This is a genomic window from Acinetobacter sp. YH16040_T (genome assembly GCF_024605785.1).
Lineage (GTDB): Bacteria > Pseudomonadota > Gammaproteobacteria > Pseudomonadales > Moraxellaceae > Acinetobacter > Acinetobacter amyesii.
This window is the reverse complement of record NZ_CP094541.1, coordinates 179617-194413: the sequence shown is the minus strand read 5'-3', so window position 1 is coordinate 194413 and position 14797 is coordinate 179617. Positions and strand designations below refer to the sequence as shown.

The 14797-nt window shown below is 41.4% G+C and carries 10 protein-coding genes; 5 read left to right on the top strand and 5 right to left on the bottom strand.

Annotated elements, in window-relative coordinates; genetic code table 11:
• Positions 1 to 130: 130 nt before the first annotated feature.
• The gene (locus MST16_RS00925) at positions 131 to 940 is read left to right on the top strand and encodes a toxin-antitoxin system YwqK family antitoxin (RefSeq protein ID WP_180010627.1); all 810 of its coding nucleotides are present in this window, start codon (positions 131 to 133) and stop codon (positions 938 to 940) included.
• Positions 941 to 999: 59 nt separating this feature from the next.
• Here the strand turns inward: MST16_RS00925 and MST16_RS00920 are convergent, their stop codons facing one another.
• A complete protein-coding gene (locus MST16_RS00920; RefSeq protein WP_180010629.1) occupies positions 1000 to 2706 on the bottom strand; it encodes a diguanylate cyclase in 1707 nt (568 codons plus the stop codon).
• A gap of 1097 nt (positions 2707 to 3803) precedes the next feature.
• On the opposite strand from MST16_RS00920, the gene omp33-36 reads away from it, so the two are divergent.
• Positions 3804 to 4688, top strand: a complete 885-nt coding sequence (gene omp33-36 / locus MST16_RS00915) for a porin Omp33-36 (protein ID WP_180010631.1) — start codon at positions 3804 to 3806, stop codon at positions 4686 to 4688.
• Positions 4689 to 4743: 55 nt separating this feature from the next.
• Here omp33-36 and MST16_RS00910 read toward each other — a convergent pair whose 3' ends face one another.
• Positions 4744 to 5439 carry an ion channel gene (locus MST16_RS00910; protein ID WP_180010633.1) on the bottom strand — a complete coding sequence of 232 codons (696 nt, stop codon included), beginning with the start codon at positions 5437 to 5439 and terminating at the stop codon, positions 4744 to 4746.
• A 254-nt stretch (positions 5440 to 5693) separates the two neighbouring features.
• On the opposite strand from MST16_RS00910, the gene MST16_RS00905 reads away from it, so the two are divergent.
• A complete protein-coding gene (locus MST16_RS00905) occupies positions 5694 to 6068 on the top strand; it encodes a hypothetical protein (RefSeq protein ID WP_180008801.1) in 375 nt (124 codons plus the stop codon).
• Between the two features lie 88 nt (positions 6069 to 6156).
• On the opposite strand, the gene MST16_RS00900 is transcribed toward MST16_RS00905, so the two are convergent.
• A complete protein-coding gene (locus tag MST16_RS00900) occupies positions 6157 to 7872 on the bottom strand; it encodes a cation acetate symporter (protein WP_180010635.1) in 1716 nt (571 codons plus the stop codon).
• A gap of 1 nt (position 7873) precedes the next feature.
• A complete protein-coding gene (locus MST16_RS00895; RefSeq protein WP_078190540.1) occupies positions 7874 to 8206 on the bottom strand; it encodes a DUF485 domain-containing protein in 333 nt (110 codons plus the stop codon).
• A 181-nt stretch (positions 8207 to 8387) separates the two neighbouring features.
• Between MST16_RS00895 and MST16_RS00890 the strand changes: the two genes are divergently transcribed.
• Both MST16_RS00890 and MST16_RS00885 read left to right on the top strand, forming a co-directional pair.
• Positions 8388 to 11876, top strand: a complete 3489-nt coding sequence (locus tag MST16_RS00890) for a PAS domain-containing hybrid sensor histidine kinase/response regulator (protein WP_168379420.1) — start codon at positions 8388 to 8390, stop codon at positions 11874 to 11876.
• 447 nt (positions 11877 to 12323) lie between these two features.
• Positions 12324 to 13073 carry a hypothetical protein gene (locus tag MST16_RS00885; protein ID WP_171525947.1) on the top strand — a complete coding sequence of 250 codons (750 nt, stop codon included), beginning with the start codon at positions 12324 to 12326 and terminating at the stop codon, positions 13071 to 13073.
• Positions 13074 to 13491: 418 nt separating this feature from the next.
• Here the strand turns inward: MST16_RS00885 and MST16_RS00880 are convergent.
• A protein-coding gene (locus tag MST16_RS00880; protein ID WP_180092089.1) for an IS3 family transposase occupies positions 13492 to 14714 on the bottom strand; the annotation gives its coding sequence in 2 pieces (ribosomal slippage) (positions 13492 to 14378 and positions 14378 to 14714; 1224 coding nt in all).
• Between the last annotated feature and the right edge of the window lie 83 nt (positions 14715 to 14797).

Genomic DNA, 14797 nt, shown 5'->3' with positions numbered 1-14797 from the left:
AGTCTTGTATCTGTTCCAAACTTAGCATATCGACTATTTATTTTTAAACAAAACATCCTTATGATGACGCCTATCGTGGACTCAACAACGAATAATTTTTAACTTTTTAAAATATAAAAGCATACTAACAATGAATAAATTTATCTTAAGTTTCAGTCTCTTATTATGTCCAATATATAGCTTTGCCGATGGCTATCTAAACGAATACATGGTGCTGTTTGTCTCACAAGAAGACCCCGATCTTAGCCCATGGAAAGATAAGCCGCAGTGTAAAGCCCTCAGCACCCCGACTTCACACAAAGGGATCTATGAAAATCAATATGTCTATGCCAATGGCAATGCCCTAACCACCATCTTTCTGAGTAATAGCAAAATTAAAAACGGTGAATGTGAACATTTAATTCACTTTCCAGATGGTATTCAAGGCTCAGGCGTATTTGAAAGTTTCTTCCCCAACGGCAAACCCCGTAGCCGCATTGCTTATAAAAATGGGGAGTACGAGGGCAAACTTGAGTTTTGGTTTGCCAATGGGATAAAAGAGCAAGAAAGTAGCATCATCAATGGTGAATCTCAGGGGGATTACAAAATTTGGCATCCAAATGGGCAACTGGCTTTTTCTCAAAATTATAAAAATGGTCTCGAAAATGGCCTGCGCCAACGCTGGTATAGCGATGGTAAACCGTGGACCTATGCCAATTTTCAAAACAATAAATTGATTGGCGAGCTGAAAATGTGGTTTGAAAACGGCAAACTAGAACGCCAAGGTTATTATCGTAATGGCGTTCGTCATAACAGTTATAAAATTTGGTATGACAATGGGCAACCTGAAGCGGTGCTTCAGTACGATTTAGGCAAAATTACCCAAGCCCAGTGTTGGAATGAAGATGGTAGTCAAATGAACCAACAAACCTGCAATAAATTATATAAAGATGAAGATTAATTGATTTTTCTAGCTAACTTTATGAATCTGCCAAGATATTTATGAATATCAAGCTGCGTTTAGGCTGAAACACGGTCACGCCCCGCAGCTTTGGCTTTAAATAATGCTTGGTCTGCGCGCTCTAATAAATCGATCCAGCTTTTGGCACCCACTGCAACACCAATACTCACCGTCACGATGAGATCTGCTTCGTCTTCTGCCAAATTGAAATTCACATGCTGAATATCATGCCGTATGGTTTCGGCAATGTGCTGGGCTTTGAGCATATCAATCCCCTCGATCAGGACTAAAAACTCATCTCCACCATATCGCACCACCAAGTCGGATGAACGAATATGTTGTCGTAATTGATTGGCAACATGTTGAATCACCAAATCGCCGACAATATGCCCATAGCGATCATTCACCTGTTTAAAGTGATCAATATCAATCACGATCAGTGCTGTATGTAAAAAGCCTGAATTTTGGCTGTCGCGAAATTTAATATATTCATCTAAGGCAAAACGATTGGCGACATTGGTGAGTGAGTCAGTATTGGCAATATGTTTCAGCTGAAATTCAAAGGCATCACGTTGTTCCAACATGTTTTCAATATGCTGAATGGCATCAAATAAACTGAGATAACCTACTTTGGCAGGCTCAATCACGCCTTGATCCATTTGTCGGTGCCGAGCCAGTTTAAATAACTGATTACGAGCACGAATTAAAGGTTCAAACACCCATTTCTTGGCATAGAACATCGTTAATAATGCAGTCAGTAATGACACGAGCGAGACAAAAAGCGTGAAAATCAATTTATTTCGCGCTTCACGTTGTTCATCCGCAGCTACTTTGAGACTGTAATCTAAAATATAACTTTGCAATTCCACCACTGTAACAAATTTATTGACCATTGCATCAGTGAGCTGGGTGCCATCCATGTGATAACGCTGATGTTGAAGACTTTTTTGAGCCAAACCATCAATAATTGGCAAACCTTTATCTAAAAATTCCGTTCGTACCGCATGATGTAACTGTTTAAACTCGGGTGTTTTGTCATGTTCGGACTGCACGACATTGATCAATTCCCATAAATAGCGTGCTTGACGCTGGGTCTGTAAAGTCCGTGCTAGATTTTGCTCTGGAATTTCCTGTTGAAATGACACTGCAGCCATAATGTTTGATGCAACTCGTCCCGCCTGATCACGTAATTCAGCCAGTAATAAAATCAGCGTGTAATAATTCGATACACGGGTATCTTTACCATGTGAATGATTGACCAATTTCTGCATGGCAATATAGCTTTGATCCCAAGCTTGGAACATCGCCAAAATGGCATGATCCAATTTTTTAGCTTCACGCTGTTGTGTCGGCAGCGCAATATATTGATCGACCGTTTTGCGACCCTGCAACAAATATGGATATAAATTGGACTCTAACTGCTGGGCGATCGGTGCAAAGCCCGTTTCTTTTAAAACTTTCAGTGTATCTTGATATTGCCGATCAACGCCTTGACGATATTCAGCCAACTCAATAATTTTTTGCTCGCGCTGTTCACCTTGACTCGACATTGCACTGTTAGCTGGCGCACGTTCACGAGAAATTTGGTTGGTTAAATCTGCCACCATTTTTAGCATCTGAATTTCTTTCAGCGCTTGAGCATTTTTGAGGTAGTTTTGATAACTGCTCACAATCAGTGGAACACTAATAAATACGATAGACAAGACGATTACTAGCATCGCAAGTTGCAAGCGCTTACTAATATGCTCTGTTCGTAATGTTTCCATCTATTTTATGCCCCACACTTGTTGCATACCCCAACCCACTTATCAACTAAACGCGGGAATATTTAAATTAATGATCAATAATTTATTAATTTATAAAATGAACATTTATACAGCTAAATTCTATACAAATGTGTTGAATCTGTCACATTTTTATCATTTTAAAACGAGATAATTTGCTAAAAAACAGCAACATATTTGAAAGGAATAAATTTTTTTATGAACTTGCTTAAATAAATATTTACAATTGCAATAAATTGGTGCAGAATGCACCGTATTAGGGCACACTAAATTTCTTCCTCAGCAGAATATTTTAGTTTCCCGAAAATTTTGGCTAAAAAATCCTGATTTTCCATGAAAATCAGGATTTTTTTTGTCTATATCACTTTAATTGAAAGATAAATAAAATTATTGATGCACCATAAAAGTGCATTTATTTTTATTCCATCTCCGTTTTATCTATAATCTTTGCGGTAAAGTTCCATTTTTAGAAAAAAAAAGCCCAACCTTGGGGAAAGCTGGGCGAATAAAAAACAAATGATGGAGAATCAGGGTCAAAGTCACACTTTTAAACTGTGTGACGACTCGATTGGCAAATTATGAATCAAATAAAACCTGATGTAAAGCCAAGTATTTCACAAGGATATTAAAAATATCACAAAGACACATATTTAAGTGACATATCCCTCAAACTTAAAACAAAAATGTCTATTTAATATACAAATAAGTGGTTTTAGCCCAACAATTCAGCAGCCAAAGTCCCGATTTATTACCTCAAATGCGTGAAAAGCGTTAGAATTTGCCCTTCGTATTAAATGTTATTTTAAATAAAAATAACAATAATAATTGTTATTTCAGATTGAAAAGTTGTGTATTTTTTCAAGTGTATTTTTTTAATTAAGAATTTAATCAAACTTACTTAATTGTTCTCAATGATTTTTTTTCAGTGACTTATTAGTTAGAGTAAAAACTGAATTTCTTATTATGAAATAAAGATCTGAGTCAGAGACTGAATAATAACCTTTAGGATCATTGACTTAATATATTGTTACAATACAATGCTCAATGTTTAATCCATTTGTAACAACTGGTAGAAAATCATGAAAAAACTCGGTTTAGCCACTGCTTTATTATTAGCCATGACCGGTGCTCAAGCTTACCAATTTGAAGTTCAAGGCCAAGCAGAATACATCGACACAACTGCAAATGACAAAGATTTCATTGGTGGTGTTCAAGGTACTTACTACTTCAAAAATGTTGACTCTACAAAAGGTCCTTTAGCAGAAGCTGCATTCTTAAACCAAGCTTCTAACGTAGCTGTTGCTTACAACTACGGCGAAGTTGGTTCACAAGGTGTTGACGTAATTGCTCATAACTTTGGTGCTAAAGCTGAAGCTTATGTTCCAACTAAAATTGTTCCTGTATATGCAAGCGCGTCTTACAGCCACACTATTTTAGATTCTAAAAACCAAGTATCTAAAGAATTAGAAGGCAATGGCGACCGTTATGCATTAGAAGTTGGTGCGCTTCCAACTCAAAACTTCTTAGTTGCTGTTGGTTACACTAGCGTTGCTGACCAAGCTGCTGTTGACGCGTTCAACGTTATGGGTAACGGTGTTGCTAAAGCTGCTGCAGAAGCTGCGACTATTGGTCAAGACCAAGACGCAATCACTGCACGTGCTAAATATGTTGGCGCAATCGACGACACTAACATGGCAATTGGTTTCGAATCAGGCATCATCTACGGTGATGACACTGCTTACCAATTCAAAACTGATCTTTTCGTAACTCCTAAATTAAGCGTTGGTGCTTCTTACGCTGAATCTAGCTTTGAAGGTACTCCAGACTCAGCTTGGGGCGCGAATGTAAACTACTTCATCACTCCTGCTGTTGCAGTTGGTGCTAGCTATGTAAATGCTAATGCTAAAGAAGTTGTTGCGCTTGATACCCAAACTGTTGGCGTAAATGCTAAATTCCGTTTCTAATTTATATTAGATCCTGAAGACAAAAAGGACGCATGTGCGTCCTTTTTTACTGCCATTATTTGTCTTTAGGTTCATGACGTTCGGGTAAATGGGCAATATATTGCAAGGCGATTAAGCGTGAAACGATGAGAGCCAAATACATCACCCCGCAGAACATTTGAAGCATGGCCAAGACCCGTGCTGGCGCACTCACGGGCATGAGATCCGACAAGCCCGTTGCGGACTGCAAACTAAAACTTAAAAATAATAAATCTAACCACGACTGCATGCCCGGCGCTGCAGGATTCACAAAACTATCCGGATAAATCAGCTGACAAATACTATAGAGAAAGGCAAAACCCCATGCGATGAGGGTAAAAACTGCTCCTGCTGCAAAGAGTTCATCTTTGGTTAAATAGCGATCTGCAAACATATAACGCAATACGCCATAAGCGGCACTAAAATACGCACAGGCTTCAAAACCATGCGCAATAATTTGAATATTCGGATGATTTACACCCAGCATAATCAAAGTAGAAAACAATACTGCACAGCCAACAAAACTCAGCCCAAGAATCGTAAACATCGGAGTTTGGCGAATCACTTTGGCAATGATCAATAGTACCGACACCCCAAGTACCCAAATTAGCGCACGAAAAGACAGACTTTCTCGGGTAATCGCGGTTAAAACCAAGATCAGAAACTGCACCAGTAACAGCCATGCTGAGGGTAAAAGTCTAAAGCTTTTCCAAAAATCCACGAATCCTTGCATTATGTTCAATCTCTATATTTTTTTATCATGCGCTGAAATGATCAATCTGAAGCATCATCAACTGATTGATTTTAAATTAGCATGAAGTAAGTTTCTTCTACTGCAAAGATTTGTTGAGCGTGTCCTGAAAAACATCACATATGCATACTGTTCAGCCTCAGTTTTTTTATCACCTATGAGCCTCAAAAAGCCTATTGTAAGTTTCAGCATTCAGGCGCACATTTAAAGAAATCTCCTGCGTGGTAGATTTCATTATGAAAAAACATCTCGTATTTGCTCCCCTCTGTCTGCTCATGCTCTCTGCCTGTACACAAAACAGTCCGCTCCTCAAAGGCCATGAAAATTATGTGGGGACTTGGCAAAACAACCACAGTGAATTAGTGATCAAATCGTCGGGCGAAGTGACGTATTACCATCAAGAACATACTGAAAAAAGTATTGCCAACCAAACCTTCAGTGGTGCTGAACAGTCGCGAATAAAAGCCCATTTGAGCAGTTTTGGTGATCAGAGCTTTAGCATCGGTCAGGATAATTTCTCTCAACAATTCACCATTCAGCGCTCGCCTTATCAAGATGATCAAGGCCATTGGAAAATGTCGATCAATGGAGAAAATTATACACGCAAATAGGACAGAGATTTGTCTACAAACCTCTGCGTCATATCATTCACTAAATATAAAAAAAGCCCCTTATTAGGGGCTTTTTAGGCGATTAAGATTAGTGATCTGAAGCACCAGAGATACCAATACCAGTTTGTGAACGTACATACTGTGCATCGAATGCTTTACGCTCAGCTTGTGCTTGTGCTGAATTATCAGTCACAGAGAACAACCAGCAGCAGATGAATGCCAATGGCATTGCAAAGATAGCAGGACCATTGAATGGGTTAATTGGTGTTTCAGAGATTGCGAATGTATCTACCCAAACTGCTTTAGATAAGATAATTAGGGTCACTGCTGTAAGCAGACCTACTAAACCGCCAATCACTGCGCCGCGAGTGGTCAAGCCTCTCCAGAACATAGACAATACAAGTACTGGGAAGTTTGCACATGCTGCTACAGAGAACGCCAAGCCAACCATGAATGCAACGTTTTGTTTCTCGAACAAGATACCTAAAATCATCGCGAAGATCGCAAGACCTAAAGTCGCGATTTTAGACATACGAAGTTCAGATTCTGGCGTTGTTTGACCTTTCTTGAATACGTTTGCATACAAGTCATGTGAAATAGCTGAAGCACCAGACAATGTTAGACCTGCAACAACTGCAAGAATCGTTGCGAATGCCACCGCTGAAATGAAGCCCATGAACAAATCACCGCCTAATGCATCAGATAAATGCACCGCAGCCATGTTGTTACCACCAACAAGCTCTAGCTTGCCAGTTACCGCCATTTTTGCAACATCAAGGAATTGTGGGTTGTTTGAAACGTAAAGGATCGCACCAAAACCAATGATGAAAGTCAGTAGGTAGAAGTAACCAATGAAACCTGTTGCTACAACCACTGATTTACGCGCTTCTTTGGCATCTTTAACCGTGAAGAAACGCATTAAGATGTGTGGTAAACCTGCTGTACCGAACATTAATGCCAGACCTAGAGAGATCGCATCAATTGGGTTCGCAGCCAATTTACCAGGCCCCATAATATTGCCCGCTTCTGCCAAAGTCACTTCGTGAACTTTAGAGAAAACTTGGATCGATTGAGTGAACATTTCAGAGAAGCTGAAGCCCACGCCCTTCATGACCATGAATGCCATGAACGTTGCGCCAGAAAGTAGCATCACTGCTTTAATGATCTGTACCCAAGTCGTTGCCAACATACCGCCGAAGATTACATACGCCATCATCAGCAAGCCAACAATCACAACCGCAATGTTGTAGTTTAGACCGAATAACAATTTGATTAACTGGCCTGCACCTACCATCTGTGCAATCAGGTAGAACGCTACAACCACCAGCGAGCTCATTGCTGCCAATGTACGTACTGGTTTTTCAGCCAAACGGAACGATACAACGTCAGATAAGTTGAATTTACCTAAGTTACGCAGACGCTCTGCTACTAAGAACAATACAATTGGCCAACCCACCATAAAGCCCAATGAATACAGCAAGCCATCAAAGCCTGAACTGAATACCATTGCGGAAATACCGAGGAACGATGCTGCTGACATATAGTCACCGGCAATCGCTAGACCATTTTGGAAACCTGAAATACCACCACCAGCAGTATAGAAATCTGCAGTGTTCGTGGTTTGTTTTGCAGCCCATTTAGTAATTAGCAGCGTAAAACCTACAAAGATGGCAAACATGATAATTGCGTGCCAGTTGGTCGCTTGCTGCTGTGCTTCACCTAAATCTGGTCCTGCCATTGCCATGCTTGACATGAGCAGAGCGGGAGCCGCCAGTGCTGTTGCTTTCAATGAATTCCATTTCATCTTAGTGAAGTCCTTTTTCTTGAGTAATTGCTTCTACTTCACGCATTGCTTCTTCGTTTAATGCATCTAATTTATTATTTGCAATGTACGAATACACACCACAGAGCAGGAATGACAATACAATAATGCTCAAACCTAATGGCATACCAATCGTGGTTACACCACCACTCACGGATTGCATCAAGAACTCTTTGTTATAGCCCACAAGTAGCATGAAGCCGACATAGACCACCAACATGATGATCGTCAAAGTCCAGCTCAACTTACTTTTACGGCTAACCATTTCCTTAAATTTTGGATTCTGTAGAATTTGTTCTACCTGTCTCTCATCCATAATGTTCTCCTTACGCCGAACCTTGGCGCGCAATTTTCTAATTCGAATTATTTCGAAGCTAAACTTACCAATGTTCCTTATCTCTTGTAATTTAGACTTTGGTCGTTAAATTTTGAGCAATAACCTCCCTAAGCCTATGGATGCGTTATCATTAAGCGAGAATTAATATGCTGCAGGCTCTATGAATAGTTGGCTTATCGTCGGGGTATTGGCCCTTTACATCGCATTACTCTTTGTATGTGCATTCTTTGGTGAAAAGCATGCCAGCAGGCTCAGTACTCGCGGCAGAATGCTTCTCTTTAGTCTAACTTTAGGGGTTTACTGTTCATCTTGGACGTTTTATGGCGCAACAGGTGCCGCGGTTCGTGAGGGCATTATTTTCCTGCCGATCTATCTAGGACCGCTGCTATTTGTTGCGCTCGGCTATGATATTTGGCGACGTTTAGGCCGTGTCCGTCAGCATCATGCCATTTCATCGATTGCCGACTTTGTAGCAGCACGATATGGTAAAAGTGGCCCCTTAGCGTCATTAGTCACGATCCTTGCCGTGATTGCCATTATTCCCTATTTAGCCTTGCAACTACGTGCAATTGCCCTAAGTGCAACGGTCATTTTAGAACCGACCGCTGGTCTGACCAGCACCACCAATAGTGTGCTGTTTTTGACTGGTGTATTGGCGATTTTGGCGATGATGTTTGGGACACGACAGATTGCCAATACTGAACAGCACGGCGGCTTAATGTTGGCTGTGGCATTTGAGTCTTTCGTCAAGCTGTTTGCACTACTTGCAGTCGCATTTTTCTTTGTTTTTGAATCACCTGAAAACATGGCTCAAATCAGCCATGACATCAACACCACCTTTAAAGATGTTCAGCTCAAAGGTGTGCCAGAAAGCTTTTGGATTCAAACTTTATTGGCTGCATTAGCGATTATTTGTCTACCACGTCAGTTCCATGTCGCGGTGGTTGAACTGCGAGATGAAAAGCATATCCGTGGTGCTCGTCGTTGGTTTGCCATTTATCTGATTTTAACCATTATCGCGATCATCCCGATTGCCAGTTGGGCGCTGCATGCAGCACCTGCCTACTTGGCAATCCCCGATGTTGCCGTGCTCTCACTGCCTTTGAGTTATAACCAAGACTGGTTGACCTTACTTGCGTTTCTCGGTGGTTTTTCAGCATCGACAGGTATGCTGTTGGTGTCGTCAGTGGCCTTGTCGATTATGCTCAGTAATGACTTGATCATGCCTGCACTGTGGCGTACACGCTTATTGTCACGTCATGACAAACGCCTACCACTCGTACTGAAATTCACACGTCGTGTATGTATTTTAGCGGTCATGTTATTGGGCTTCTTGTTCTTCCATTTCTTCAATGACATTGACCAATTATCGGTATTTGGCCTATTGGCCTTCAGTGCTGTGGCACAGTTTGCACCGGCGTTAATTGGTGGTTTATATTGGCGCGGCGGAAGTAAGCAAGGCGTATATGCAGGTCTGTTGGTCGGCTTTGGCATGTGGGCTTATACCCTGTTATTACCAACCGTATTGCGTAGCCTGCCTGAACAATTTAAAACATTTACCGAAAATCTTTTAAGTCAGGGTCCGCTAGGCTTGAGTTGGTTACGTCCTGAAGCACTGTTAGGGTTTGAATCTTTCGATCCACTTACCCATGGCGTAGTTTGGGCACTCGGTTTAAATATCACCCTCTATATTTGGATTTCCCGCGTCTTCCGTCCAAGTGTTGCCGAGCAAATTCAGGCCGAAAGTTTCTTTTATTATGAAACCAAGCCCCTCCCGGCTCAAAGTACATCAAACGACATCAGCTATATTCACCATGATGTGGCACGCTTAAAAGTAGGTGATCTGATTACTTTGGCAAAACGCATTACCGGTGAAGGTCCAACTATGCGCGCCTTCAACCAGTTCTGCGCACAAAACAATGTGGTTTTGAATGAAAATAGCAGCGCCAACGGCATGTGGTGGCGTTTTACCGAACAGTATCTTGCCGGCACCATCGGTGCGGCATCTGCCCGTACCCTACTCACCACAGCCATGGTCAATAATGGTTTAGCACTCGGTCAGGTCGCCAATATTCTTGACCAAGCCTCACAGTGGCAGCGCTTTAACCAAAACCTGATCATGACCATGATCGACCATATGACTCAAGGTGTGTCCGTGGTTGATGAAAATATGTGTTTGGTAGCATGGAATAATCAATACCTCAAACTGTTTGATTATCCAAAAGACATTGTCTATGTCGGTTGCCCAATTTCAGACTTGATTCGTTATAACGCTGAACGCGGCGAATGTGGTCCTGGTTCAGTCGAAGAACATGTGCGTAAACGTATGCATTGGATGCAAGTCGGCAGCGCACACGAATTTGAACGGATCCGTAAAGATGGCCGTGTAATTCAGATGCGCGGGAACCCAATCGAAGGCGGCGGTTTCGTGACGACCTTTGCCGATATTACTGCATTCCGTGAAAATGAAGCCTTGCTTGAAGGCCGTGTGCAAGACCGTACCCAACAGTTGGCAGATGCCCTGTCTGAACAACAATTGGCACGTGAGCAAGCCGATAAAGCCAATATGTCGAAAAGCCGCTTTATCGCTGCCGCAAGCCATGACTTATTGCAACCGATGCATGCTGCGCGTCTGTTTAGTACCGCCCTCGAGCAAAGCGTACAAAATGACGATGATCTTAAAACGCTTCAGCAACTAGATCGTGCGCTGCATGGTGCGGAAAGTATGCTCTCTGCCCTATTGGACATTGCACGACTCGAAGGTGGAACCATTCAACCAAAACGTCAGCCTTATCCGCTGCATGACTTACTCAGTGATCTTGAACTGCAATTTAAATCGATTGCGGCACAGCGTAATATCAAACTGACCGTACACGATGCTCAGTTTTGGATTGACACCGACCCACAGTGGATTCGTCGTATTATTCAAAACTTCGTCAGCAATGCCCTACGCTATACGGCGCGTGGTCGTGTTGTGGTGGGTGTGCTACGTTCAGCACGTCCAGGACATATTCGTATTGGCGTTTGGGATACGGGTCCTGGAATCGCGGAAGAACAGCGCATTAAGTTGTTCCAAGAGTTCGAACGCTGTGGACATACCTCTCCTTGGGGCGAACAGGGTCTGGGCTTAGGTTTAGCCATCGTGCAACGCATGACCAGCCTACTCGACTACCCAGTGCATGTGTTCTCAGAACTTGGTCATGGTTCGTGTTTTATGATTGAAGTGCCTGTGGTCGCTGCGCCAAAAGTGGTCGCTGCACCGACTCAAGCGGTTCCGCTGAAGACCAAAGCCTATAAGATTCTGTGCTTAGACAATGATGAAACCATTTTGGAAGGGATGTCGACCTTACTGACCAAATGGGGCTATCAAGTCTTTAAAGCCACTGAACCTGAACAGGCCATGGAGTTGATTCAACAAGAAAATATTCAAGTTTGGTTGGTTGACCAACACTTGAATAACAACAAGATCGGTCTCGACTTTATTTTAGATAACCGTCAGGAAAATGTCCCTGTGGCGCTGATTACCGCAGATTCTGATCCTGAACTACCGCAACGTCTAAAAGAGTTAAACATCGTCTTACTGAAAAAACCATTGAAACCGGCTTCACTGCGTTCATGGTTATCTGGTTTAAAAATTTCAAATCAGTAGCGTTGTTACAGGACATCGCTCTGTGAAAAGTAGCCCATTTCATTCACATGAAATGGGCTTTTGTTTACCTTGCTTTTACTTAAACTTACCTAACTGGCAAAAAAATTTGTCTCAACGGCAAGACCATTCAAAATAGCCCCGATATTTCGTCTATTTATTAGCCATAAATATCAAATTAACATTGCCTATGGCAAAAGATATCGAATGCGTGAGTGAACACTTGTACACTTAGTTACAATTAAAAATCTATTTGATTTAAATCATATTTTTATAACCAAAAATAAAAACTAAAACTTTAGTCGTATATTTAGCTGCGGCCGTTCGTTTTAAAAATATTCATAAGAAGTTGATCAGTTTCAAGCCAATTCAAGAAGCGTCATAACTCAACACTTGAGAAGCTGATCTCCCCCGCATATTAGGAGTGATCTTGTGAATATTTCAGAAACAATGCCGCATGGTTTTGATCAAAATCTACAGTTTCATCGTCAGTATGGTGCCAATGCTATTTTGCCAGAGATCGATTGGCGTCAGCTATTTAAGTTCAGCAAATTAAGTGATGTGCAAGTCGAAGCGCTGGAAACGCTCTATCGCAGTGCCGTTCCTCTCGCGTTACAAGTGTTTGATGAACTGAATTTTGATGTCTTTGCGCCGAATGCCTACAAACCTCAAGGCCTTGGCTTATTCGATCGACTGGCAGAGCAAGAAGACCTACTGCTGCAAAATTTAGAAGCAGAATCCAATGGCTTGGGTTTGGACACCCGTCATCAGATTTGGAGCATGCTACTGCGTGGTGGTGCGGTTTTGGTGTTTAAAGCGTGGCTCGGTAAAGTCAAAACCGACAAAAACCAGCTGGATAAAACACAGTTTGATGAATTATCTGATTTACTATTTATTAAAACAGCGCCATTTGAATTGGCACAACGTTTGAATGTCGATGCCAACTCCAAGCAAGACCATATCTTCCTGATGTATGACAATGATGTTTATCTGGATCGTTTTAACAGCTTAGAAACTGCAGCCCTATTTGTGGATTTGGGTGTTTATGATGCGGCTTTCCTGAGTTTACGTGATGACCGTGTCGCGGATTATCTCAAAGCGCGCGGCTATGTGTCCGATGAACAAATTGATGAATTACAATGTGCGCTCAACCCTTTGTACTGTACCGATCTGACGCCTAAGCAAGACTATATTGCTTAAGTTATTGTTGAAGTTGTTTATATAAGGTATTAACTGATGTTACGCAGTAACATCAGAAGCACAATTTGATTCAAATAAAAGAACGATACGCGGTAACGTCATCCGCAAGTGTTTGAGACAGGACAACTTCTAATCACAAATGTTTTTGCGATACTTTGAATAATTTGGCGCAAGTGAACGAGTTTTGCGGATGACAATGGTTTTGGGTACTTTTGCCGAAACAAAAGTACCTCCAGCCGAAGGCTGATCCCTTTATTTAATCCCTAGATGTAAGACTCCGTCGAACTGACTTAAAAATCATTTTAAAAATGCGAAATTACTTTTAGGTGCGTAATATCAGTTATTGGTTTAATTCGCATTGTTCTATCGCTTATGTCTTGTCCTGAAATAGATTGACAGTATTCCACTTCAAACCGAGTTAAGCAATTAGCTCGGTTTTAGTTTGCTCATACGTCTGATTCGGGGTGTTCATATTTAAACTTAAATGTGGTCTATAACAATTATAAATCATAATAGATTCCGCAATTAAGTGATCTAACTCCTTCATGGTTTGACATCGTGTAATTAAAAACTCCTGCTTTAATATTCCATTAATCCGCTCTGCTAATGCATTCTGGTAACAGTCTCCTCCATCTGTCATAGAAGGACATACCCCATAATGGCGTAATGCCGATTGATATAGTTCAGAGCAATACTGAGAGCCTCTGTCTGAATGATGAATCATCCTTGTCGCTCGATCCGTCACATGCTGCATCGCCATATGTAGAGCCTGCACAACATTCTCCGCACACATATCATTCGATAACTTATAACCTTTAATCTGACGGGTATAAGCATCTGTCACTAAGGATAAATAATGTACGCCTTCAGCACTCTCAACATAAGTAATATCACTAACAAAGACTTCGTTGGCTTGCACTGCTGAATAATCCTTTAATAAATTTGGATGCTTCTTCATCCAATGCTTGCTATCCGTAGTTTTTGTATAGCGACGCTTGGGGCGAATCAATAAATTATGCTCTTTCAATATTTTAAATAACTGATCCCGTCCACACTTTAAACCACGCTGCAACAATTTTCCTTTAATAAGCCAATACAGCTTACGTGTTCCGATACTTGGCATGAGACAACGATATTCCATAACCAACTCAAGTATTTGTTCAGTTGCTTGTGCAGTCATTTGAGCACGTTTTTCTGCTTGATAATAAGCTTGTCGGGTGATTCCCAACCACCGACAATAACGAGAAACGCTTAGTCTTCTTTGGCTTTGCCAATCTTTGAAACGTGCTCGGTATACTTTTTTCCAAGATCAGTCCCACATTCTTTATCAATGTGATAAATCACATCCTGAATAAATTCAGTTTTAAGCTTTTCTGCGGCTAACTGCTTTTCTAATTGGCGGATTCGTTGTTGGGGGGTTAATTGGCGTTTAGAAGAAGTCGGCATATTCGAAGTCCAGTCCTGTTGTCCGTGCTTGCGTAACCATACCAGCACAGTTGATCTTCCTTGAATACCATATTTTGCCTGAGCTTGTTTATAAGTAATTTGCCCTTTTTCTACTTCATGTACAACCATCATTTTAAAGGCGAAGCTATAATCACGTTGTGTGCGTTTAACTCGTTGTTCTTGTGCATGTTCCATAAAATAAGTCTCTTAAGGTGTAAACTTATTTCAGGACGGGACATTAAACAGCATAAAAAAAGACCTCCACGATGGAGGTCTTT